Raw genomic sequence first — 22841 nt, forward strand, 5'->3', positions numbered from 1 at the left:
GAAAAGGTCTAAAAATTATTAAATTGTGTAGGTTGAGAAAACAATTTTTATATTTGTTCGTTTCTCTTAAACTTCTGCAAGGTTTTTGCACAAGTTTATATCAGCAAAAATAGTATATTTTTAATTTATGGCGAAGGTTAAATATTATTACGATAGCGACACGCTTTCTTACCAAAAAATTGAGCAAAAGAAAGGCCGAAGGTTAGGAATTGTATTTCTGAGCATAATTGGAACTTTTTTAGCAGGTTTTGTCCTGTTGGTAATCTACCTGAATATTCCTCTTATTGAAACTCCAAAGGAAAAAGCACTGAAACGGGAGCTGCAAAATATGCAACTTCAATACGGGATGCTCAATAAGAAAATGGATCAAATTCAGGATGTACTCACCAATGTAGAGGACCGGGATAATAATATTTACAGAATGTATTTTGAAGCAAATCCTATCCCTGATGAACAAAGAAGAGCAGGATTTGGAGGTATTAACAGGTACAGAAACCTGGAGGGATATGAAAATTCAAAACTCATCACCGAAACCAATAAAAGGATGGATATCCTCTCCAAACAAATAGTGGTTCAGTCCAAATCCCTCGATGAAATCGCCGTCCTTGCGAAGGAAAAGGAAAATTTATTGGCTTCAATTCCTGCAATTCAACCGGTAAAAAATGAAAATTTAAAAAGGATCGCCTCCGGCTATGGTTGGAGAAGCGATCCATTTACCAAAGTAAGGAAATTCCATTATGGCATGGATTTTACCGCACCCCGCGGAACCCCGGTATATGCTACAGGAGATGGGAGAATTGAACGTGCAGATAACCGGTCTACAGGATATGGCAATCACATCCGGATAGATCATGGTTATGGATATACCAGTCTTTATGGACATCTATATAAATATAATGTACGCGTTGGTCAAAGAGTTAAACGTGGCGATGTTATAGGTTTTGTGGGTAGCACAGGAAGATCTGAAGCTCCTCATCTTCATTATGAAATATTTAAAGATGAAGACCGTATCAATCCTATAAACTTTTACTACGGAAACCTTTCTCCTGAAGAGTTTGATCAGGTACTAGAGAAATCACAGCAGGAAAACCAATCTCTGGACTAATGTATATAGATCTTCCCGAAAAACGCTATTATGCAATTGGTGAGGTAGCCGAGGCTTTTGGCGTGAACACATCGCTTATCCGCTTTTGGGAAAAGGAATTTGATGCCTTAAAGCCTAAAAAGAACGCCAAGGGCAATCGCTTATTTACCCCTCAGGATATCAGGAATCTGGAGCTTATCTTTCATCTTGTGAAGGAACGCGGTTTTACACTGGAAGGTGCAAAAATCCATTTAAAAGAGGAAAAGAAAAAAACTCTTACTAACTTTGAAATTATTAGAAAACTGCAAAGTGTTAAAGCTGAATTAACCAACATCAAAAACCAATTATAAAATGAAAAAATGGCTTATTCCCGTAATCGCGATCGCTGTGTTAGGGATCATTATTTACAGTCTTACAGTAGGATTCAACAATACCGCCATCACTAAACAGGAAAATGCCCGATTGACTTGGTCCAATGTGGAAAGCTCCTACCAGCGAAGAAATGATCTTATCACCAATTTGGTAAAAACCGTTCAGGGAGCAGCCGATTTTGAAAGAGGTACGCTTACCGATGTCATTGAAGCAAGATCAAAAGCTACCGGTATTACGATAGATCCGTCCAACATCACACCGGAACAAATGCAACAATTCCAGCAAGCGCAGGGCCAGGTTTCTTCTGCCCTATCCAGATTGTTGGTTACTGTGGAGCGCTATCCGGATATTAAAGCAAATCAAAACTTCCTTCAGTTACAATCACAACTGGAAGGGACTGAAAACCGGATAAATGTAGCCCGAAACAGATATAATGAAGCAGTTACAGATTATAATACCTACATAAGGACTTTTCCTAATTCTGTATTTGCAGGATGGTTTGGCTTTGACCAAATGGTACGTTTTGAAGCCGATGCCGGTTCTGAAGATGCACCCGATGTGGATTTCGATTTTTAAAGAAAAAATAAAAATTATGAGCAAAGTTGAAGATTTCTTATCCAAAAAAGAAGAAGAGGAAGTTGTTGAAGCTATAAGAGTGGCTGAAAAATCTACTTCAGGGGAAATCAGGGTTCATATAGAAAAAACGCACGGCGATCAGGATATTTTTGAACGTGCCATGGAGGTATTTCACCTTTTAAAAATGGATAATACCAAACTGGATAATGGTGTTTTGATTTATGTTGCGGTGGAAGACCGTGATTTTGTGATCTACGGAGACAAAGGTATCAATGATGTGGTTCCTGCAGATTTTTGGGAAAGCACCAAAGATGCGATTGTCGCCCAATTTAAGGCCGGCAATTTCAAACAGGGACTCATCGATGGAATTTTGAAAGCAGGGGGACAGTTACAAACTCATTTCCCCTGGAGTGAAGGCAATAGAAACGAACTTCCCAATAATATTTCAAAAGAGTAAATGCTACAATTTAAAAGAAAATTTCTGGTAACCTTTCTATTAATAGCAGCCTTTTCTTTATCAGGATTTGCTCAAAGGGATATACCTCCCAAACCAGCTGAACAAACAAGCGTTTATGATGAGGCTGATATTTTATCGGCTGCCGATGAAAAAAGGCTGGAACAAAAACTCATCAATTACGCCGATACTACCACTACCCAAATAGTCATAGCGACCATAGAATCCCTGGAAGGGGAATATATTGGCCTGTATGCTCCCGAATGGGCGCAGGAATGGGGAATCGGTCAGAAAAAAGAAGATAATGGCCTGTTGATCCTAATGTCTGAGAAAGACCGAAAAATATGGATCACCACCGGTTACGGACTGGAAGAATATTTAACCGATGCCCGAACCAAAGATATTATTGAGAATATCATCCTTCCCGAATTTAGAAATAACGATTATTACAATGGACTGGACAAAGGCACATCTGCAATATTTGAGGTACTAAGTGGTACGTTTCAGGGTTCTCCCAAACAACGACAGGGATCACAGGGATTTCCTGTTCAGTTATTGATCCTTGGGGTGATATTCCTGGTATTCATAGTTTCCCTTGTACGCAAAAATAAAGGCAACAATGGCGGCCCCGGAAGCAAACGTGGCTTTGGTGGTTCTTTATTGGATGTAATCATCCTAAGCAGCTTAGGCCGTGGTGGTTTTGGCGGTGGCTCAAGCGGAGGAGGAAGTTTTGGTGGTGGCGGAGGTTTTGGTGGCGGTTTCGGTGGCGGAGGCTTTGGTGGTGGCGGTGCCGGTGGAAGCTGGTAAACTGAAGTACTTCCTGCTATCACATTCTCATCATTCCTCTGCCAGCATTAGGATCTTTTCCGCCAAATTTGCTGATTTTATAGGTAAAACTCAACATTCCATATCTGCGTAAAATCAAATTGTTGGTATCCTGGATAAAATCATCCCCCACAATACGCTGGGTAGAAACATTTTCATTCAGCATATCGTGCACCTTTATTTTTAAAGTAGCCTTGTCTTTCAGGAATTTATACCCCAAACTCACATTCCATAACAAGGCTGTATTATCAAATCCAGGAGAAACATTCCCGTAATAGTTATAAGAAATATCATTGCCAAAAACCACATTTTTAGGCCAATAAGTTGTGGCTTCCAGACTTATTTGATGGTTCACGAAATTCTCATTTCTGCTGGCATTAATATCATATTGGGTTTCAGTAAAAGTGAGCTGATAACCAGGATCCAGTGAAAAATAATCTTCAATCGCATAAGTTAAATTGATTCTAGGCCTTGCTGTATACCTTTCGGCCTTATATTTCTCTCCGTTGGTAAACCCAATATTCCTGCTGTAATCTCCGTTAAGCCCGAGTCTATATCTAAATTCCCTTTTCTCCTTTTTGTTGGTTTTGGAATATGACATTCCAAGATTGGAATTGATTGCCCCGTCCACATTGGTATAGGTTGTAGTTCTTACGAGGTCCTCCCCCGTTATAGTTACCGGCACAACATTGTTATCTGTAAAAGTTACGGAACCATAGCTGAAAAATCCGCTGCGCTTTGCAAAATCAAAATTCCTGTATCCCCCGCGAAGGCTTTGCGTGTAGGATGGCCTAAGATCTGGATTTCCTGTAATGATGTTCAACGGATTGGTTCTGTTCACAACCGGTTGTAATTGCTGAATAGAAGGAATTCCTGCATCGCTGTTATAATTGAGGTAAACACTCTGAGATCGCTTAATCTCGTACCGAACATTTGCGCTTAGGAAAAGGTTGTTATACGAATTGGAAAAGGAGGCTTCCTGAAGGAAATTGGTATTTTCCAGGCTGGTATTTAAAAGACCTATTTCAGATCCTACCCGCCATTTCTCTCCTTCATAATTCAGTCCCACATTCGGAATATTTTTTCGACTTTTAACCTCAAAATCATTGCTGAGCAACTCATTAAAGCTTGAATAATTTCCGTTTTGCTCATTAAAATCCAATACATTTCGGGTATTGGCAGAGTTGGAGGCAGAAAAATCATAGGATGCATCCAGGAACAATTTTTCTGCAAGCACAAAGCGCTGCGTGGCTCCTATAGAATATTCATCCTGCTGCTCCTCTTCATCTATGAACTGATCCTGAATCTCGATCACTTCCCCATCCCTGAAAAACCGACTTTCAGAAAAAAAGAAATTTTCATTTTCCTGATTTCTGTGGCTATTCTCAAAATTCACCTGCGTATATGCGCCGCGGTTTCCATATTTCCTGATAAAATCGAGCCTGTTGCTAAAGCTTCTGCTTTCCAGAACCTCATCATCACGGGTTTCGGTGGAATTCACGAGTTGGAGATCTTTATTTTGAGAAAACGCAGAATTATTTCGGTTAGAAATTCCAGAATTTGAATTAAACCTGGGTGAAATAGAGATTCGGGTTAAGGTATCGGGTTCATATTCCAACCTTGCACTCGCGCGATGACTGTCATTCACCAAATTGCTTTCGCTGATGGAATTTGAAAAAAACCGCGAATTTGGTAAAATATTTTCCCGTGCTACAATGGTTCTGCTTTCGGTATCATTTCTACCAAAGAAATAATCGGCAGTGAATTCCAGTTCTTTTCCCCATTCGTTCACATAATTTATTCCGGCAGTTTCAGCTTTAGTGATGCCACCTCCACCCCCAAAATTCATTCCGTTGATCCCAAAGGAATTTCCGCCACTACCACTGTTCATCGATATACTCCTGGCATTTCTTCCCATCATATCAAAAACCTCATCGAAACTAAAGCCCGAGCTGTTAATATTATTTGAACTCGCCAAAACACTAAGCCTCATTTTATCCTTAAAATAATTCCCAATTCCGCTCATTTCATAACGCTCATCGGTTCCTCCTCCAAGAGTTGAACGGGCAAAATATCCTTTATTTTTATCCTCCTGTATGGTAATATTGATTGTTTTATCATCTGGATCTCCTGCTTTTCCCGTAAATTCCTGAGACCTTGTTTTAGTATCGGTTACCTGAATTTTATCTATAATCTCCTTCGGAAGATTTTTAGTAGCTATTAAGGGATCATTTCCAAAAAATTCCTTTCCATTTACAAGTATCCTGGAAACCGGTTTTCCATTCACGGTTATATTTCCCTGGGTATCCACTTCAACCCCGGGAAGTTTTCTCATAACATCCTCCAAATTGGCATCCTGACGTGTGTTGAAAGAGGCTGCATTAAACTCCAGGGTATCCTTTTTCACCACTATTGGAGGACGGCTGCCAACAATTTGAACTTCACCCAGGGTATTATCCTGGGTTTCCATTTGGATGGTTCCCAAGGTATAGGTAGGATTTTCCTCCAGGGAAACGCTTTGCCTGTAGGTTTGAAATCCTGTAAATGAAATAAATAAATTCATTGATTTTGCTGAAGAATTTCCGCTAAGGACAAAATCCCCGTCCTTTTCTGAAATCGTATAACTTACAAGACTGCTATCTGTAGATTTCTCAACATAAATAGTTGCAGCTTCCAGAGGTTCATTAGATTCCTTATTCAGGATCTTACCTGAAATTTTAAAATCCTGGGCAGCTAATTGAAATGTGAAAAAACAGGTAAGGAGAAAAAATACTGATTTCATTTGGGAGGAGTTTGTTATTTGATTTTAACGAAAAAATGGTCTTAACAGAAATTACTCTGTTAAGACCATTATATTTAACAATGGTTTAAACCAATCTTATTTTTTTCTGAAATAAACTGAAACCGGAACTCCTTTAAAGTCAAATTCCTCTCTCAATTTATTCTCCAGGTAACGTTTATAAGGCTCCCGTACATATTGAGGCAAATTACAGAAAAATGCGAATTGAGGCTGCGGAGTGGGAAGTTGCATACAGAATTTTATCTTAACATACTTTCCTTTCCAGGCCGGCGGCGGATAATGTTCTATTATTGGCAACATGCGTTCATTTAGTTCGCTGGTCTTGATTTTCTTGCTTCGGTTTTTATAAACCTCAACAGCAGTTTCAATGGCCTTATAAATCCTTTGTTTTGTCAACACCGAAATAAATACGATTGGCACATCTGTAAAAGGCTCAATCTCTCTCCTTATATTTTTTTCGTATTCCTTTAAGGTATTGGTCTCTTTATCTTCCAAAAGATCCCATTTGTTTACCAGGATAACAATCCCTTTGCGATTGCGCTGGGCAAGCCAGAAAATATTTTGTACTTGTCCGTCAAATCCACGGGTGGCATCCAGAATAATTAAGCAAACATCTGAATTCTCTATCGCACGTACAGATCGCATTACCGAGTAAAACTCGAGATCTTCCTTAACCTTCGATTTTCTTCTAATTCCGGCAGTATCTACCAGGTTAAATTCAAAACCAAAACGGTCGTATTTTGTATCTATGGAATCACGGGTAGTTCCCGCAACATCGTGTACTATATATCGATCTTCACCTATAAGTGCATTTATGAAAGATGATTTTCCTGCATTTGGTCTTCCTACAACGGCAAACCTTGGCAATTCTGTCTCTTCTTCATCTTCCACTTCAGGAAGGGCCTTAATAAGCGCATCCAGCAGTTCCCCTGTTCCGCTTCCGCTGGTACTGGCAATGGGAAAATAATCTCCTAACCCCAGGGAATAAAATTCCACGGCATTTTCGAGTCGTTTTGCATTATCAACCTTGTTTACCACGAGGAAAACAGGTTTTTCAACTTTTCGAAGCAGCGCGGCAACGTCCTCATCCATTCCGGTTATTCCGCTTTCAACGTCTACCATAAAAATAATCGCATCGGCTTCATCAATAGCAAGTTCCACCTGCTTATCTATTTCAGCCTCAAAAACATCATCACTCCCTTTCACATACCCACCGGTATCTATAATCGAAAAAGTTTGACCATTCCAGTCAGATTTTCCGTAATGTCTGTCGCGGGTAACCCCACTTACCGCATCCACAATTGCCTCCCGGCGTTGGATCAGGCGGTTAAAAAAAGTGGATTTCCCTACATTCGGTCTTCCTACAATGGCTACAATATTGCCCATATCAACTTTATTCTTTTATTAATGTGCAAAAATAGCGTTTTTTCTTTGAATTTGATTCTTGCCTCAACGGGAATTTTAGAAGGCTGTTTCAGCTTGCATTAACAGAAGAAAAATTTCTACATACACTTATGTTTCAGCTGTTAAAACTCAGATATTTCATATTTAGGATTAAAAGAATGCAGCAGAAAAAAATAAATTAAAAACCTCGAAGCAAGCCCACGAGGTATGAATTAGAAAATATTTTCATAAATTCGAAACAAGCTACGGCGAATTAAACCCTCAATGAAAGATTTGAGTTATCTTTAAGTTGCTTAATTTCAGAAATTATGAGTAACAGACGAACTTTTATCAAAAAATCGGGCTTATTTATGGCTGCAGCTGCTCTTCCATCCTATGGTTTTCTTTTTCCTAATGGAAACAGAAAATTAGGTGTTGCCCTGGTTGGTTTGGGAAATTACAGCAGTACTCAGCTTGCTCCGGCCCTTTTGAAAACCAAACATTGTGAACTTCGGGGAATCGTTACGGGAAGTCCCGGAAAAATACCTGTCTGGCAAAAAAAGTATGGGATTAAAGACTCCAATATTTACAACTATGAAAATATGGATTCCATAGCCAACAATCCGGAGATCGATGTGATTTACATCGTTGTGCCCACAGGTTTACACGCGCAATATGCCATTAAAGCTGCCAATACAGGAAAACATGTTTGGTGTGAGAAACCAATGGCCAGAACTGCCGAAGAATGCCGGCAAATCATTCAGGCTTGCGAGCAGAATAAGGTGAAACTTTCCATCGGATACCGGATGCAGCATGAGGATAACACCCAAACCATTATGAAATGGGCAAAAACCAAACCTTTTGGAAACATAAAATACCTGAAAGCCGAAGCCGGGTATTATGGCAACCCGATGAATCCATGGAAATTGAAAAAGGAAATGGGAGGCGGTGCTATGTATGATATGGGTGTATATCCCCTGAATGCTGCACGCTATTCCACCGGGCTGGAGCCAATAGCTGTAAGTGCTACCCATACTACCAACAGGCCGGAAGTATTTACTGAAGTTGACGAAACCACCATCTTCGAACTCGAATTTCCTGAAGGGATTGTTGCCAACTGCAAAACAAGTTTTGGAGAAAACCTCAATAACCTTGAGATAAATTGCAGAAATGGATGGTATTATTTACGCCCGTTTCAGTCCTACTCCGGAGTTAAGGGCAAAGCCAGCGACGGAACTGTTTTGGAGCCTTTTGGTAAGAATCAGCAGGCAGTCCAGATGGATGATGATGCGCTGGCTATTCTTAATGACACTCCGGTTTTTGTCCCCGGAACCGATGGATTGAAGGACATTGTGATTTTGGAAAAAATATACGAATCTGCAGCAAATGGGGGAAAACGAATTTCCCTGATCTAAGAATTTGGCATTATTGAAGACTGGTTTATGTCTTCTGAAGAATGGTTTTTGAACTATTTTATCACTTTTTTTATTGGTGTCCGACAAACATTTTTTTTAAAGCTGAAATTATACCTCCATTGGGCATTCCTATGAGATTTTTCAAAAACAGAACTTGCCTTTTTAATATTTTTAAATTATACTAAAAATTAAAGTGTTTTGCAAAATTTGAAATTATAACTAAATGTTTATCAGCTAATTAAAAATCAAGTCTTGATTCTTTCAGTTAGGCCAAAGGCGGAACGAACTTGATTCTTTTCCGGCCATTACTGACTGTTTTTATAATAATTGTCAGTTTTGCTTTCTTTAAGTAATTTAGCGATAAATCAGGCTTATGAAATTACCGCTTTATCAAATTGATGCTTTTACAGATGAATTGTTTTCCGGGAATCCCGCTTGTGTTGTTCCTCTTCAGGAATGGATCCCGGATGAATTACTGCTGAAAATAGCCAGGGAAAATGCGGTGGCTGAAACCGCTTTTTTTGTCGTGTCAGGCAGTAAAATTCATTTGAGATGGTTCACGCCTGAAATCGAAATGGATCTTTGCGGGCACGCAACACTTGCTGCAGCACATGCGCTTCATTCCATTCACGACTATCCTAAGAGAAATTTAGTTTTCACCACCAAAAGTGGCGATTTGAAGGTCTTCATAGAAAATGATACATATACCCTGGATTTCCCTTCCAGGAAACCAATCCCAACTCCCTTGCCGGAACTTATGGAAAAAGCAATAAGTATAAAACCTACGTATGTGCTTAAGGCACGCGATTTTGTTTTGGTTTACCCAAAGGAAGAAGATATTCAGAATATAGAGATCAACAGGTTGTATTTTGATCAACTGGATCTTGGAACCGGAGGAGTGATCTTTACGGCCAGAGGAACCGACTGTGATTTTGTATCCAGATTTTTCACCCCGGGTGCTTCGGTTTTTGAAGATCCGGTAACCGGATCGGCACATTGTTCGCTCATTCCTTACTGGAGTGAAAAACTGAATAAATCCGTGATGAAAGCAAAACAAATTTCTGAAAGGGGAGGAAGTCTTATTTGTGAAAATAAAGGGGATCGTGTTCTTATCAGCGGAAAAGCAAGAACCTATTCAAAAGGATTCCTTTGGACTGATTAGGATTGTTTTCAATTCTTATAATAGCATCGCGCCGTAAAGTGCGGCCCCATAGGTAGCCGTTTTTTCATTTAGTATCGCTTTAACCGGCATAAGCTCCAGGAGGTGCTCCATCCTGTCCGATTTAATAAAATTTTGGTTAAAAATTTCCTTATCAATAGTTTTAATAATTTTTGGAACAATTCCGCCACCTATAAATATTCCACCGGTAGCTTTTGTTTTTAATGCAAATTGATTGGCTTCAGTGGCCAGATATCTCACAAAAAGATCTATGGTTTCTTTACAAACAGGGTAATTTCCCTCCATAGCAGCAGCACTTATAACGGCTGCCGGATCTTCATGTAAAATTCGCTCTTTAAACCAGGTTGGTTCCTTTATTCCCTTGCTATGAATCAGGTATTGGTAGATATCATAAATTCCAGAACCGGAGATGATCCTTTCCCAGCTTACCAAACCGTATTTTTTATGCAAGAAGTGCCATAAATCAGCATCGAATTGATTCCGGGGGCTAAATTCAGAGTGTCCACCTTCGGTTGCAAATGGATGATAAGCCTTTCCATTCCAAAATAAACCTGCTTCGCCAAGTCCTGTACCCGGTGAAATAATGACGGCATTCCCGGCTACTTCCGCTCCTTTTCTAATTTCCTCGAAATCGGAATCTTCCAGCGCGCCCAATCCAAAGGCATTGGCTTCCATATCATTTATCATCTCAACATTCCTGATACCAAGTTCCCTACGGATCTCTTTTTCATCGATTATCCAGGGAAAATTCGTTCCCTTTACAACACCTTTATTAACCGGCCCCGCAACCCCAAGACAAAGGCTATCTATTTCCGGGAGGTCTTCATTTTTAAATTTCTTGACAATTTCCTGAAAAGAGGAATGCTCTTTAGTGCTATAGGATTTTTGTTTTATGGGTTGGAGCGCGCCATCATCTATTTGATAAAGCGATAAATTAGTCTTTGTACCTCCGACATCAGCTGCCAGCACATGGCCTGATAATTCTTTGAGATCTTTCTGCCTGGGAAAAGCAAGCGGAAACTTGTAGTTGCCTTGATGGTTATATTTTAAACCTATAATTCGTTCCATAAATACTGACTAAAATTTCAGAGAATAGCTTTTAAATATACAATAAATTCAGCGTAACAGTGAAAACCACCACGGATAGTTGGCATAGGCTAACTTCGGGATAAATCGCAAAAAACAATAATAGAATTGCAAATACGCTTCGGAAAAACCAGAAAAAAATTGAAATCACAATTGCACATGATGATAAATATCAGCTATTTAGAAGATTAAATACTAAGGATGTTTTAGTATCTTTAAGAGGTTTATAGTGCTTTAAAATTAATTATATGCGAGTTTCTGTAACACGAAAAAACATCAAATTTCTTCCAGATTCCAGTCGGATCATTGCCAGGTTTTTTATGAGTGGGGAATTAAGAACCCAGCAGCTCATCATGAGAGTCCTCAACCTGCCGGATAAAAAAGTCAATATGGCCCTGGAACAAACCTTAAGGGAATTTGCAAACAGGCACCGGAATATCTCCAAAGTTTTCATGAATCATGTAATTGAAATACAGGACATCATAGAGGAAATGGAAATTGATTTTAAAGAGTTATCCTTAGAACGTAAATTATTATTAGGGGCATACTGTACAAGTGAATATGCCATAGAATCTGCCGCTATTTTCAATCCTTCCATAGTAGAGGATTTTGATCAAACCTATTTGAAACCAGGGGAGAAGAGAGTGATTATTTCCTTTCGTGCTACCGGAGAAGGCCATATTTCCTCATTGGTATTTAGAAGAGCTGTCCTGAACAGTAATAATGACTTAATAATTAGCCGGGTTGGTGATAACATCGATGTGCCGGTAATCTCTTTTAAAAAATTATACGATAAGAAACGATTTTCTAATAAGATGAAGGAAATGAATATTCCTGAAAAATATTCGCAAAGTATCATGAATGGTCTTCCGGATAAATTTGAACATTATTCATTGAAGAATGAAGTAGAAAAAGTTTTGCAAAACAGCACCTTATCCACCGATAAAAAAATTGCCCTTGAAGAGATGACCTGGCTTGTAGATTCGTACTACGATATTAAATTCCATAAAGATTCCGATCTTTCTGAACGGGTGATTTTTCCTATCTCAAGTGCTGAAAAGAGCGGGATAGAAGATGCACGGTTTGTGCATTTTACTGATGATGACAATAGCGTTAAAATTTTTGCGACTTATACAGCTTATGATGGTAAAACTATCCTTCCTAAGCTGATATCTACAGAAGATTTTTATACGTTCAGGGTAATGCCGATGCACGGAAATGGTGCCAGAGATAAGAATTTGGCCTTGTTTCCAAGAAAGATCAAAGGCAAATATGCGATGCTTGCAAGGGTGGATGGTGTAAATAATTATATTATGTATTCGGATAGAGCAACCCTTTGGAACAACCCTGAAATCCTCCAACAACCAAAATACCCCTGGGAGTTTACCCAGTTGGGGAATTGCGGATCCCCAATATGGACCGAAGAAGGTTGGTTAATCATCACTCACGGAGTTGGAACCATGCGCCGTTATTGCATCGGTGCTTCATTGTTTGATCTGGATGATCCTTCAAAAGAAATAGGGCGCCTGAAGGAACCACTCCTCACTCCAATGGAACATGAAAGGGAAGGCTATGTCCCCAATGTGGTTTATTCCTGTGGATCGCTTATTCATAACAACAATCTTATTCTTCCCTATGCCGTATCCGATTATTCTTCGACTTATGGTGTTGTGGATATGACTGAATTACTGGCTGTTTTAAAAAGATCGAAAAAGGCCTAAACATTGGTCTGGAACGACAGAGTTTTACCAGAAACTGATCCCAAATCGAAATCTCGGGAAAAACCCACAAGGTATGTCCCGATATTATCTGGAGGAAAAAACTTTTAAAAATTCAAGGCAGGCTCGGCTAAAAAATCCCGGCAGGCCTCGGGGAATTAAACCCTCAATGAGGGATTAAAGGGAATATTTCCTCATGTCTTCAAAATAGGGAGTACTTTTTTCTTCTACACACTTGGCAGCATACAGGTAGAGGGCAGCACTCCAGGTTTGCCAATCCTGCCCTGCAGGTTCTCCATTCTCCGGTCTATGCCACTCATTGAATCCGAATTCAAGATTTTCCTTATTGGAAAGTTTTACAAGTTTAGTGAGCGCTACAAGTTTTTCTTCTGCAAGACTGTAGTTTTTCGAAGCAACCAATGCAGCTACATAAATACCACATACAAAAGGCCAGATTCCGCCATTATGGTATTCCCCGGGTTTATTATAAAGTGCATAACGTTCATTCCAGTCGGAATCTTCAGCTTTTACAAAAGGAAAGAAGTTCGGGGGAAGATCTACATTTAATTCATTTTTTTCCTTCATCGCCAGACACTCTTTTTCTATCCAGTCAATTATTTCCTCTGAACGTTCCCGGGAAGAAATCCCAGAGAGAATAGCCAAACTATTGCCCAAAAGATCAAAACGTTCACTACATAATATTTTATAAGACCACAACGCGTAATAAGGTTTATTCTTTAATACCAATCCTTCGTGCACATGCCTATGCATTTTTTTCTCGGTTATGGCAAATCGATCCATCTCTACACGGACATTTTCTGCTCTTTTGTTTTGACCCAACATTCTTAAATACGTATATACAAGGCTATTCACAAACAAGCCATAACCCAGGACCCATTGTTCATCCCTCCAATCACTGGTAGGTTGTTGCGCAACCAAATACTGGTTTGTTGGGCTTTGGTATTCCATCCACAAAAGCGCTTTGTTTACAGCGGTTGTTAAAAATTCAGGTTCATCAATTAGTTTCCGGAAAATACCTACTCCAACCAAAAACAAGGGAGTGGTATCACTTGCTCCCCTATCTTCCTTATCGTGAACCAATGAGGTAATATGTCCTTTTTCAGATTGTGTTTCAGCAAGCTTTTCAAGAACTTTTCGGATACTGCTTATAAGAACAGGATTATTTGTTACTGCTATTCCAAGTATGGAAAACATTAAATCCCGGGTATAGGGTTCAGGATATCCCCAGGCGGCAGTTCTGGGAAGTCCATGATACGCTCCTTCAGAATTATTAAGAAGTACTTCCAGGGCTGCTTTTTTCGCAGATTCTATCAAAAGGAGATTTTCTGAGTTCATCGATGAGGCTTTATTTAATTCCTAGTTTATCCTGTATAGTATCTAAAAACCGCTTTGCTACAATTTTGTAATTGAATTTTCTTTCAATATGTTGACGCGCTTCTTTCCCCATTTTTTCCCTTAAATCTGCATCCTGCATAAGCCGTTGAAGATTTTGGGCAATATCCTGAACATTCGCCCGGTAATCTACAGTTCTTGGAATGTCAAATGTAATTTGGTGATTTTTCTCATAGCCGGATTCTTTTCCAAGAATTACGTGGTCTACATCAATTTTCTTTGCTATTCCGGCAAGCAATGCGGTTTTGTCATGGATAAGTGTGTCTTTCATTCCCATGGCATTGATCCCGATAACAGGCTTTCCGCAGGCCCCTGCCTCCACCTGGGGCATTCCAAAACCCTCCAGCCTGGATGGACCTGCATAGATATCACAGGCCCCAATGAGATATGGCATAAAATTGCGGGATACGGTATTAGTGGCATAAAATATTTTCTCTTTTATACCCAATTGCCTTGCCAACTCAAGGTCTTTGCTGTTTTGCAATATTGTGCGGCGTTGGGGCCAAACTTTACAAATATATTTCCAGTTGGGTGCTTTTGCATCAATAATTGCAAGTGCCTGCATGACCTCCTGAGCTCCTTTAGATGCCGCATCACCACCCACGGTAAGGAGCATGATCTGTTCGGGAGTGATTCCCAATGCTTCACGGACCGCCATAATTTTGGGATGTGTTTTTTCAAATGGACGAAAAGACGCTGTATCGCAACCAACGGGCAATACCACAATATTGTCTTCCTTAATACCGTCACGAACATACATTTCCTTAACCCAATTGGAAGTCACCAAAATAAGTGGAAGTTCATTTAAAACTTTCTGATAATTGGCTATATATCCATCTGCCACTAACCAGGGCACAGGTTGTATTCCAAAGCTCTGAGGATGAAGAATGAGATCCGGGGTGTGACCCCAATATCCAACTCCCACTACTACGTCCGGCTTAAACCAACGATAATACCATTCCTTTTCCTGTGAAGATTCAAAATGAGCCGCATGGGCATCTATTCCCAATTCCCGTAAACCTCTATATAACAGATCTCCCTGGGTAGCTAAACCGCCTGGAGAAGGTGGATAATCATAAAGCACCAATACTTTCATAGGTAGATATTTATTATTTCGACTTCGCTCAATACAAGCGTTTTTTATTGGTCATGTGTAATTCGTATATCTTCATCGGTGTATGTCTCGTGTTTCCGTTGTGTTCATTTCATAGTTTTTTTAGACACGTGTTTCTCAAAAACATTAATTTATATACTGCTTTGTCAATCCCAGATTTCCCTTTTTAATAAGCCAGCGATATGCCTCTACAGGATTCCGGAATTTCCTGAATGCTTCGGATTTCGGGGTAGTTTCAGCCTCAAAACCTCCAGGAGGAAAACCATAAACTTTTGTAATTATATCATATTTCTGCTTCCAGATATTATGATGAAGTCTGTTTAGAATAGATGAATCCTCCACGGGCTTTGGAAAATATCTTTTATTTCCGTCCTCATAAGCAAAGGTCCAGAGTTCACCTGCATGAATCTTTCCATAATACCATAATTTTATCACCGCCCGGCTTACTTCCTCATGCCGTCTGTGCCGGGTATATTCTCCCTGTGGATCATGAGTTATTAACACATCGAAATAATCCTTTGGTAAAAGCTCCAATATCATTTTTTCAATAGTTGCTTCCTCCAGAGGAAATTGTTCCGGACCATCATCCATGGTCCCCATAATCCCTTTTGCTTGGAAAAGTTCAACAGCCTTATAAAATTTAGGAGCTCTGTCCTGGTCTTTTTTTCTGGAAAGAGAAATAATTAACCAGTTATAGGAAGGATGCATCAAAATAGTTCCACCACTCCATAAGGTTTCGTCATCGGGATGTGCAACTATAACCGCTACTTTTTTAGCCATTTTTTTGTGTTTTCTTAATCATCCAATATCAATAAGCTTAAAATTTTTAGTATTATGTATTGAATTTACTATCTAAACCTTTGATTAACAATGATAAATATCAATCCTAAATTGTTTCTTAAATCCAAACCAGTTAAAATTGTTTAGAATTCAGCAATTCCACTGTCCGAATAGTTTATTCTGATGAAATCGTTGAATCCTTAAAAACCTATGTCGAGGAGGCCGGTATAGACATCGTTGCGATGCTGGAGCGCGGAAAAAAAACCGAATTGACAAAAATATTACACCGGGATCTGGTTAAACGAATGCAAGTCTGCCTGAAAGTTCCCTTGTTAAGTTTTAATAAGAAGTACTAAAAATTCTGTAAGGTAAAACGGTATGAAATATTAAATGAGGATAATAGTTTAGGCCTCACAGGTCTCGAAGACCTATGAGGCCTACTTAAAAAAGAATCAAATAAACCCTCGGTTTGTGGTTTTCCGTAAAGCAAATCTTCGGGATTAGTTTATGTTTACAAATCCAAATTTTTCTAATGATAAATTTAATATATGGAATCCTGATTATCCTGTTCGCTTTTTTCCTGTTGATACTTCTTAGAAACAACAGGAAACAAAAGAAGTTTATCAAAAAGCAACTGGAAGATATAAAAATGATTAAGGAAAAAAATTCCAGCATCTCTTGACCTAGAAATCTTCAATTTTAGGCCTTATCATCGCTCTCCACAATTCAGAATATTTACGATATTAAAATCTTGACGAAAGAAGTTCAAATGAGAAACTTTATATTGCACCAATAAAACAAGGACAACAATCCGAAAAAATGGCAATGAGGTTTGATAACGAAATGAAATTCATACTTCCCACCATTGTATTCGCACAGTTCTGTTGTACCTCCTTATGGTTTGCCGGGAATGGCGTTATGAGTAATCTTCTGCAAACCTATGGACTGAGCCTTTTAGCACTGGGTCACTTAACTTCAGCGGTACAAATAGGTTTTATAGCAGGCACTCTTCTATTTGCATTTCTTAGTCTGGCAGACAGATTTCCTCCTTCCAAAGTGTTTTTTATTTGCGCACTTTTTGGGGCGGTTTTTAACCTTGGAGTGATCCTGGATAACAATAACCTGAGTAGTTTGCTTTTGTGGCGGTTTCTAACTGGATTTTCCCTGGCTGGTATTTACCCGGTAGGAATGAAAATTGCCGCCGATTATTATCAAAAGGATCTTGGGAGATCTCTTGGATTCCTTGTGGGAGCCCTTGTTTTGGGAACTGCCTTTCCGCATTTGCTTAAAAATTTTACCGGAGCCGAAAATCTTCCCTGGAAAATGGTGATTATAATCACTTCATTAATGGCGACTTTAGGAGGCTTTTTAATCCTGCTGGCAGTTCCCGAAGGTCCCTTTAGAAAACCCCAAACCGGAAAAGATTTTTTCAGATTTATAAAAGTCTTTAAAAACAGGGAGTTTCGTGCGGCAGCTTTTGGATATTTTGGACATATGTGGGAGTTGTATGCATTCTGGGCTTTTGTTCCGGTTGTTTTAAGCAGTTATAATCTGCTTCACCCGGGAACCGATCTTAATGTTCCCCTGAATTCTTTTCTTATTATTGGACTTGGCGGATTTGCCTGTGCAGCAGGAGGATATCTATCACTAAAGTGGGGTGCGAAAAAGCTCGCTACTGCATCCCTGTTCCTTTCGGGCTGCTGTTGTGTTATTTCTCCCCTCGTTTTTTTACAGGATTCTGAAATTTTCCTCCTTTGCTTCCTGATCTTTTGGGGACTTATGGTGGTGGCAGATTCTCCCCTGTTTTCTACCCTGGTATCTGAAAATGCTTTCGCAGAATCCAGAGGTACTGCACTAACAATTGTAAACTCCATAGGTTTTGCAATCACGATCCTCAGCATACAATTGGTTACATTTTTAATAACCCTGTTTAATCCATTTTTTGTCCTCACCGTCCTTGCCATTGGCCCTGCTTTAGGATTGTACAGTTTGTATTTTGTTCCAGGTTCCAAAATCAAGGATGAAAGTGAAAAACCTGAAATATTTCAGAAAAAATGAATCCTTTAAAACATTTCTTTATTTTAAGGAAATATTTAGATCAACAAACCACTACATTCCTAACTTTCATTATAATTTTACCAAATACAGAATTTCTATGAAAAACCTCAGCCTGACCATTATTTTTGTGACCCTTCTTTTTCAATCCTGCATGAAAGGAGATGAAGTTAATGAGTGTTCCGGAATTTGCACGGAAGAATTCAGGACTATTACAATAGAAATAATAGATTCGGAAGGCAATCCAGTTGCTTTGGATTCTTTCAGGGTTATCAATACAGCAAATGGCAATGAGCTTAACCTGAGAATAAATGAATCAGAATTTCAATATCTCAGAGAAAATGGTACCTATCCAATCTTTAGCGATTTGTTTTCCGGAGAATTCAGGCAGCGGGAAATAACTATAAATTTTAAAGGGTTTATAGATGAAGTAGAAGTTGTAAGTTCAAATTACGAGGTAGGTGCAGATTGTTGCCATGTATATTACATCTCTGGAGAACTGGAATTACAAATCGAACTCTGAAATTGGCATATTTATATGGATTTTTAATCGTGCATACTCAATCCAGTTTAGGTAGTTCAAAATCACCCAAAACACTTTTTTCTTTCATCAGTTCTTCGATCTCTTCCGATTTTCGAGGCGCTTCTCCCGATAAGTTTACCGGACCGTTTTTGGTGATGAGAATATCATCTTCAATCCTTACTGCAATTCCATGCCATTTTGGATCGCAATTGCTGCCTTCCGGAATATAAATTCCGGGTTCCACGGTAATTACCATATTGGCTTCAAAAGGCCCTCCCAATCCGGGATCGTGAACGTCTAAACCTATATGATGAGAAGTTCCGTGAGGAAAATATTGGCGTGCTTCCTCCTCTGTTTCAACAATTCCCAATTTAACAAGGCCTTCGTTAATAACCTTTCGTGCGGCGGCATCGGGTGAACCAAACTCATTTCCCACAACCGAAGCTGCAATACCGGCTTCCTGAGCCTTATAAACCAGGTCATAAATAGCCTTCTGCTCTGGCGTGAATTTTCCGTTTGCAGGGATGGTACGGGTAACATCTGCAGTGTAACCGTGGTATTCGGCACCAAGATCCATCAAGACAAGGTCATTTTCCACCTTCATTTTATTGTTTTCAATATAATGTAAAACACAACCATTGTTACCCGCTCCAACTATTGATGGATAGCCTTCATACTCGCTGCCATATTTTTTATAAATATATTCGTGAATTCCCTGTATTTCGGCTTCCGACATTCCGGGGTGCATGGCTTTCATGATCTCTCGTTGTCCCATTGCCGAAATACGAACAGCCTTGGTAAGCAAAGCCATTTCCTCTTCAGTTTTTATCTGGCGTAGACCTGCCATAAAAGTCCTGAGTGTTCTGGTATCGGTTTTGGCTTTTGGGGAAGTAAGGGTGTTTTTTACGTTGAGTTCATTGTTTAAAGGGTCATTTCCCTGTCCTTCCTCCTCCAGATAGTATCCAACCTGAACCTTAAATGTTTCAACTAAACTGTAAAGATCTGCGGAATCTCTTTTATTATCCCGGTAATCATCCTCAAAATCCTTGAAAAACACCTTATCAAATCCGGTATAATCTATTCCGGAGTTTAAAAATTCCTTTCCGTTTTGGGCAATTTCAAATCCAAGTTTCGATTTGGCGCCTTCAACACCCAATCTGTAACCTGTCCATTGCTCTGCCCTCTGATTTTTTTCCTGAACGTATAAAAGCTCATTAAAAGAGTTTCCTTCAGCATTGACCTGGTCTTCAGAAAAAATAACCAAAACAGAATGCGGCTCCTTGTAACCTGTCAAATAATGAAAATCGGGATCCTGGTGATAAATATAATCAACATCGTTGGCACGGTTACGAACAGCATTTGCGAAAAATACCGCTACACTATTCTCAGGCATTTTTGCGCGAAGTGCCTCACGTCTTTCTTTGTGGAATTCTGCCGATAAATAATCGGTGGGGGTACCATTCTGCGCATTGCTGAAGGAGATAAAAAAGATAGTGAACATAAAGCTGAGAACTGATTTCATAAATTATGGATTTTTGGATGCTGAAAAATAAGAATAAATTACCGGTACTAAAAATCAAAAACTTTGGGGCAAGCATCGGGGAATTAACCCCACAATGAGGGATCAAAAAAGTCCACATTTTAAACAAAGTGGACTTTTCAAAACTATAATCTTGCGTTTGCTTTATTTTTTGCTGTTGAGTTCCATATTGATGGACACATTAACATTATCGCCAACCACCAGCGTGGAAGCCCAATCTCCCACTCCCACCTTATAATCTGTGCGATCCAGGTTGGTGTTAAAGGAAAGGCCCATAAGTTTTGTCCCTTCCTTCATTGGGTGATCCATTTCCCCGGTAATTTCGAAAGGTACCGTAACCTTCCGGGTTATTCCCCTAATCGTTAAATCGCCATGAACTACATAATTTGCTCCAGATTTTTTCTCAAAACCTTTAGATTTAAATGTGATGTTTGGATGTTTTTCAACATAAAAAAAATCCTCAGATCTAAGGTGTGTATCCCGCTTTTTATTATTGGTATCTATACTTGAAGCTGGAATTGTAAAAGTGAACTTACTGTCTTTCAAATTATTTGCGTCAAACCAAAATTCCCCCTGGTAATCATTAAAAGTTCCGTTTACAGTGTTAAAGAAATGTTTAATTCCGAATGAAACAGAAGTATGATTTTTATCCAGGCTCCACTGTTTCACCTCCTGCGCATTGCTGGTTATAAAAGTTGCCAGAATAAATAATACTAAAAATCCAAATCTTTTGATCTTGTTCTCCATGATATACTTTTTAAATTTTAGTAATTCTATTTTTCAGTCCAGCCTTTATAGCCTCTCTAAAATATTTTGAAACAGATATTCTTAATTTTTTAAATAAATTCAAGGGGGAGAGAGAAAAATACTCAGCAGTTAAATACAACTCTGAAGTGTTTTTTATTTAAATATCGTCTATTTTTGAATAATACACCTACATCTTACTTTATTAATTTAAGATTTTTTTAATCTACACAACTGAATATCAATATTATACGATCGAATTTGCCAGATAAGGCAAGAGAACCAACAACCATATTATGGATAAAATCCTCCCGCATCCTGAAAAGAAACTTATAAACTGGGTTAAAGATGCCTGTTTATAAATAATACTGCATAAACAGTAGATGAAAAACAAAAAAGATAAAAGAAGGATCAAATGAATTAATAAAGGCTATTTATGGGTTTTTAAGGAGATTTTTCTGTAATATAGGGCCTGCAATTGTGAGAAGAAGAAAATTATATATAGGTATTTTTATAGTTTCCGTGCTCGGCCTGTTCGTTGTACAGTACCAATTCCTGAGGGTTGGCCTGAATCTGGCGAAGGTTCAGTTTGACAGGAAAATGGCCACGGCTGGAAAGGATATTCAGGATGATCTTAATTCTGAAAACCAACTTACCTTTTTAGTTGCCAAAGCTATCACGGGAGAAGATTATTTTAAATTAAGCCTTGACAGCGTTGAAGATGCATCCCGCTTTTTTCTGAATGATTTTCTCGAGCAACGCCTGGTATCAAATGGAATAGATACCGATTTTTCCTATCGGCTTTACACCCGGGACAGCACCGATTATTTAAAATCCCCTACTGTTTTTAAAAAGGACGAATCCCTTATAAACTATCCAATCGAACTAAAGGGGTATTTACCTCAGTCCATTGAAAAATCACTTATCCTGGAATTACAATTCCAGGACCTCAACAAGTATTTCCTTTCCCAGCTTAATGGGCTTACCATTCCGGCATTGATATTTATTATTGCTATTATCTTTGTTGTGATCTGGATCCTAAGATCTTTTTATTGGCAAAGCAATGTAATTACCACCACAAATGAGTTTATAAACAACCTCACGCACGAGCTTAAAACCCCGGTATTTTCAATTGGACTCGCCTCAAAAATACTGGAGGATGATCTGGATGAACGCCAAAAACCTATAGTTCATCTAATTCGAAAGCAGGTAGAGCGCTTAAAAAGACATATCGATCAGGTTCTGGATCTTGCAAGTCTGGAATCTGGGAAAAAAATATTCGATTTTAAAGAAACAGATCTCCGCCCGGTACTGCTTCAGCTGTGTGCAGATTTCAGTTTGCTGGCTCAAATGGAAGAAATAAAATTTTCCTGCGAACTGCAGGAGGGAAAATACCCAGTTAAAGCTGAAGTTTCCCATTTGGAAAACGCGATCAACAACCTGTTGGATAATGCAAAAAAATATTCCGATCAACCTGAAATTAATCTGAAAGCATCACTTCAGAATAAAAAATTGGTAATCAGCATTGAGGATAACGGGATTGGCATATCTGCGAAAGAAAAAGAGCGAATCTTCAAGAAATTCTACCGGATTCCCAACGGGAATTTGCATAAAGTAAAAGGCTACGGACTCGGTTTAAGTTATGTGAAAGAGATCGTTAAAAAACATCGCGGAACAATCACCATTGAAAGCGAACAAAACAAGGGAACTATTGTTTCTGTCCATATACCATTACTCAAATAAAAAAAAGCAGTTATAAAATTTTACTTGTAGAGGTCG

General features: G+C 39.0%; 20 protein-coding genes. 12 read left to right on the forward strand and 8 right to left on the reverse strand.

The genetic code is table 11. From position 1 onward, the window contains the following. Window positions 1-127 precede the first annotated feature (127 nt). Genes ACKGJN_RS08505 through ACKGJN_RS08525 form a run of 5 tightly spaced genes read left to right on the forward strand, consistent with a single transcriptional unit; the run spans window position 128 to window position 3293 of the window. Window positions 128-1105: a M23 family metallopeptidase gene (locus ACKGJN_RS08505; protein ID WP_409539056.1), complete on the forward strand. Its 978-nt coding sequence runs from the start codon at window positions 128-130 to the stop codon at window positions 1103-1105. Continuing rightward, entirely contained in the window at window positions 1105-1434 is a 330-nt protein-coding gene (locus ACKGJN_RS08510) for a MerR family transcriptional regulator (protein WP_409539057.1), read from the forward strand. Before ACKGJN_RS08505 ends, ACKGJN_RS08510 begins: the two co-directional genes overlap by 1 nt. A 1-nt stretch (window position 1435) precedes the next feature. Beyond that, window positions 1436-2032, forward strand: a complete 597-nt coding sequence (locus ACKGJN_RS08515; RefSeq protein ID WP_409539059.1) for a LemA family protein — start codon at window positions 1436-1438, stop codon at window positions 2030-2032. Window positions 2033-2048: 16 nt separating this feature from the next. Next, window positions 2049-2489: a TPM domain-containing protein gene (locus tag ACKGJN_RS08520; protein WP_409539060.1), complete on the forward strand. Its 441-nt coding sequence runs from the start codon at window positions 2049-2051 to the stop codon at window positions 2487-2489. After that, window positions 2490-3293: a TPM domain-containing protein gene (locus tag ACKGJN_RS08525; protein WP_409539061.1), complete on the forward strand. Its 804-nt coding sequence runs from the start codon at window positions 2490-2492 to the stop codon at window positions 3291-3293. It begins immediately after the preceding gene. A 19-nt stretch (window positions 3294-3312) separates the two neighbouring features. On the opposite strand, the gene ACKGJN_RS08530 is transcribed toward ACKGJN_RS08525, so the two are convergent. Together ACKGJN_RS08530 and der are read right to left on the reverse strand one after the other, a co-directional pair. Further along, window positions 3313-6093 (reverse strand): outer membrane beta-barrel protein, encoded by a 2781-nt coding sequence (locus ACKGJN_RS08530; protein ID WP_409539062.1) that lies wholly within the window; start codon window positions 6091-6093, stop codon window positions 3313-3315. A 96-nt stretch (window positions 6094-6189) separates the two neighbouring features. Further along, window positions 6190-7497, reverse strand: a complete 1308-nt coding sequence (gene der, locus ACKGJN_RS08535; RefSeq protein WP_409539063.1) for a ribosome biogenesis GTPase Der — start codon at window positions 7495-7497, stop codon at window positions 6190-6192. Window positions 7498-7823: 326 nt separating this feature from the next. On the opposite strand from der, the gene ACKGJN_RS08540 reads away from it, so the two are divergent. Both ACKGJN_RS08540 and ACKGJN_RS08545 read left to right on the forward strand, forming a co-directional pair. Further along, window positions 7824-8909 carry a Gfo/Idh/MocA family protein gene (locus ACKGJN_RS08540; protein ID WP_409539064.1) on the forward strand — a complete coding sequence of 362 codons (1086 nt, stop codon included), beginning with the start codon at window positions 7824-7826 and terminating at the stop codon, window positions 8907-8909. A gap of 373 nt (window positions 8910-9282) precedes the next feature. Further along, window positions 9283-10071, forward strand: coding sequence for a PhzF family phenazine biosynthesis protein (locus tag ACKGJN_RS08545; RefSeq protein WP_409539065.1), 789 nt, complete (start codon window positions 9283-9285; stop codon window positions 10069-10071). A gap of 15 nt (window positions 10072-10086) precedes the next feature. Here ACKGJN_RS08545 and glk read toward each other — a convergent pair whose 3' ends face one another. Beyond that, window positions 10087-11157: a glucokinase gene (gene glk, locus ACKGJN_RS08550; RefSeq protein ID WP_409539066.1), complete on the reverse strand. Its 1071-nt coding sequence runs from the start codon at window positions 11155-11157 to the stop codon at window positions 10087-10089. A 266-nt stretch (window positions 11158-11423) separates the two neighbouring features. Between glk and ACKGJN_RS08555 the strand changes: the two genes are divergently transcribed. Then, window positions 11424-12896 (forward strand): glycoside hydrolase family 130 protein, encoded by a 1473-nt coding sequence (locus ACKGJN_RS08555; RefSeq protein ID WP_409539067.1) that lies wholly within the window; start codon window positions 11424-11426, stop codon window positions 12894-12896. Window positions 12897-13070: 174 nt separating this feature from the next. Here ACKGJN_RS08555 and ACKGJN_RS08560 read toward each other — a convergent pair whose 3' ends face one another. From ACKGJN_RS08560 to ACKGJN_RS08570, 3 genes are all read right to left on the reverse strand, one after another. Then, window positions 13071-14249: a glycoside hydrolase 100 family protein gene (locus ACKGJN_RS08560; RefSeq protein WP_409539068.1), complete on the reverse strand. Its 1179-nt coding sequence runs from the start codon at window positions 14247-14249 to the stop codon at window positions 13071-13073. 10 nt (window positions 14250-14259) lie between these two features. Continuing rightward, complete coding sequence (locus tag ACKGJN_RS08565; protein WP_409539069.1) at window positions 14260-15402, reverse strand: glycosyltransferase family 4 protein; 1143 nt, start codon at window positions 15400-15402, stop codon at window positions 14260-14262. A 144-nt stretch (window positions 15403-15546) separates the two neighbouring features. Then, window positions 15547-16200: a PIG-L deacetylase family protein gene (locus tag ACKGJN_RS08570; protein ID WP_409539070.1), complete on the reverse strand. Its 654-nt coding sequence runs from the start codon at window positions 16198-16200 to the stop codon at window positions 15547-15549. Window positions 16201-16732: 532 nt separating this feature from the next. Here ACKGJN_RS08570 and ACKGJN_RS08575 point away from each other — a divergent pair. From ACKGJN_RS08575 to ACKGJN_RS08585, 3 genes are all read left to right on the forward strand, one after another. Next, window positions 16733-16882 (forward strand): hypothetical protein, encoded by a 150-nt coding sequence (locus tag ACKGJN_RS08575; RefSeq protein WP_409539071.1) that lies wholly within the window; start codon window positions 16733-16735, stop codon window positions 16880-16882. Between the two features lie 143 nt (window positions 16883-17025). Next, window positions 17026-18258 (forward strand): MFS transporter, encoded by a 1233-nt coding sequence (locus ACKGJN_RS08580; RefSeq protein WP_409539072.1) that lies wholly within the window; start codon window positions 17026-17028, stop codon window positions 18256-18258. 97 nt (window positions 18259-18355) lie between these two features. Continuing rightward, on the forward strand, window positions 18356-18778 hold the full coding sequence (locus ACKGJN_RS08585; RefSeq protein WP_409539073.1) for a hypothetical protein: 423 nt from the start codon (window positions 18356-18358) through the stop codon (window positions 18776-18778). Between the two features lie 37 nt (window positions 18779-18815). Here the strand turns inward: ACKGJN_RS08585 and ACKGJN_RS08590 are convergent, their stop codons facing one another. After that, entirely contained in the window at window positions 18816-20300 is a 1485-nt protein-coding gene (locus tag ACKGJN_RS08590) for an aminopeptidase P N-terminal domain-containing protein (protein ID WP_409539074.1), read from the reverse strand. A gap of 162 nt (window positions 20301-20462) precedes the next feature. Next, window positions 20463-21065 carry a YceI family protein gene (locus ACKGJN_RS08595; RefSeq protein WP_409539075.1) on the reverse strand — a complete coding sequence of 201 codons (603 nt, stop codon included), beginning with the start codon at window positions 21063-21065 and terminating at the stop codon, window positions 20463-20465. A 477-nt stretch (window positions 21066-21542) separates the two neighbouring features. On the opposite strand from ACKGJN_RS08595, the gene ACKGJN_RS08600 reads away from it, so the two are divergent. Beyond that, window positions 21543-22805: a sensor histidine kinase gene (locus ACKGJN_RS08600; RefSeq protein ID WP_409539076.1), complete on the forward strand. Its 1263-nt coding sequence runs from the start codon at window positions 21543-21545 to the stop codon at window positions 22803-22805. Window positions 22806-22841 lie beyond the last annotated feature (36 nt).

It is taken from the genome of Gillisia xinjiangensis (genome assembly GCF_046298265.1).
GTDB classification, from domain to species: Bacteria; Bacteroidota; Bacteroidia; order Flavobacteriales; family Flavobacteriaceae; genus Gillisia; species Gillisia xinjiangensis.

Bases quoted from the DNA above. Each gene is read 5' to 3' on its own strand.
- ACKGJN_RS08505 (WP_409539056.1), top strand. From the start codon at position 128: ATGGCGAAGGTTAAATATTATTACGATAGCGACACGCTTTCTTACCAA.
- ACKGJN_RS08510 (WP_409539057.1), top strand. From the start codon at position 1,105: ATGTATATAGATCTTCCCGAAAAACGCTATTATGCAATTGGTGAGGTA.
- ACKGJN_RS08515 (WP_409539059.1), top strand. From the start codon at position 1,436: ATGAAAAAATGGCTTATTCCCGTAATCGCGATCGCTGTGTTAGGGATC.
- ACKGJN_RS08520 (WP_409539060.1), top strand. From the start codon at position 2,049: ATGAGCAAAGTTGAAGATTTCTTATCCAAAAAAGAAGAAGAGGAAGTT.
- ACKGJN_RS08525 (WP_409539061.1), top strand. From the start codon at position 2,490: ATGCTACAATTTAAAAGAAAATTTCTGGTAACCTTTCTATTAATAGCA.
- ACKGJN_RS08530 (WP_409539062.1), bottom strand. From the start codon at position 6,093: ATGAAATCAGTATTTTTTCTCCTTACCTGTTTTTTCACATTTCAATTA.
- der (WP_409539063.1), bottom strand. From the start codon at position 7,497: ATGGGCAATATTGTAGCCATTGTAGGAAGACCGAATGTAGGGAAATCC.
- ACKGJN_RS08540 (WP_409539064.1), top strand. From the start codon at position 7,824: ATGAGTAACAGACGAACTTTTATCAAAAAATCGGGCTTATTTATGGCT.
- ACKGJN_RS08545 (WP_409539065.1), top strand. From the start codon at position 9,283: ATGAAATTACCGCTTTATCAAATTGATGCTTTTACAGATGAATTGTTT.
- glk (WP_409539066.1), bottom strand. From the start codon at position 11,157: ATGGAACGAATTATAGGTTTAAAATATAACCATCAAGGCAACTACAAG.
- ACKGJN_RS08555 (WP_409539067.1), top strand. From the start codon at position 11,424: ATGCGAGTTTCTGTAACACGAAAAAACATCAAATTTCTTCCAGATTCC.
- ACKGJN_RS08560 (WP_409539068.1), bottom strand. From the start codon at position 14,249: ATGAACTCAGAAAATCTCCTTTTGATAGAATCTGCGAAAAAAGCAGCC.
- ACKGJN_RS08565 (WP_409539069.1), bottom strand. From the start codon at position 15,402: ATGAAAGTATTGGTGCTTTATGATTATCCACCTTCTCCAGGCGGTTTA.
- ACKGJN_RS08570 (WP_409539070.1), bottom strand. From the start codon at position 16,200: ATGGCTAAAAAAGTAGCGGTTATAGTTGCACATCCCGATGACGAAACC.
- ACKGJN_RS08575 (WP_409539071.1), top strand. From the start codon at position 16,733: ATGATAAATTTAATATATGGAATCCTGATTATCCTGTTCGCTTTTTTC.
- ACKGJN_RS08580 (WP_409539072.1), top strand. From the start codon at position 17,026: ATGAGGTTTGATAACGAAATGAAATTCATACTTCCCACCATTGTATTC.
- ACKGJN_RS08585 (WP_409539073.1), top strand. From the start codon at position 18,356: ATGAAAAACCTCAGCCTGACCATTATTTTTGTGACCCTTCTTTTTCAA.
- ACKGJN_RS08590 (WP_409539074.1), bottom strand. From the start codon at position 20,300: ATGAAATCAGTTCTCAGCTTTATGTTCACTATCTTTTTTATCTCCTTC.
- ACKGJN_RS08595 (WP_409539075.1), bottom strand. From the start codon at position 21,065: ATGGAGAACAAGATCAAAAGATTTGGATTTTTAGTATTATTTATTCTG.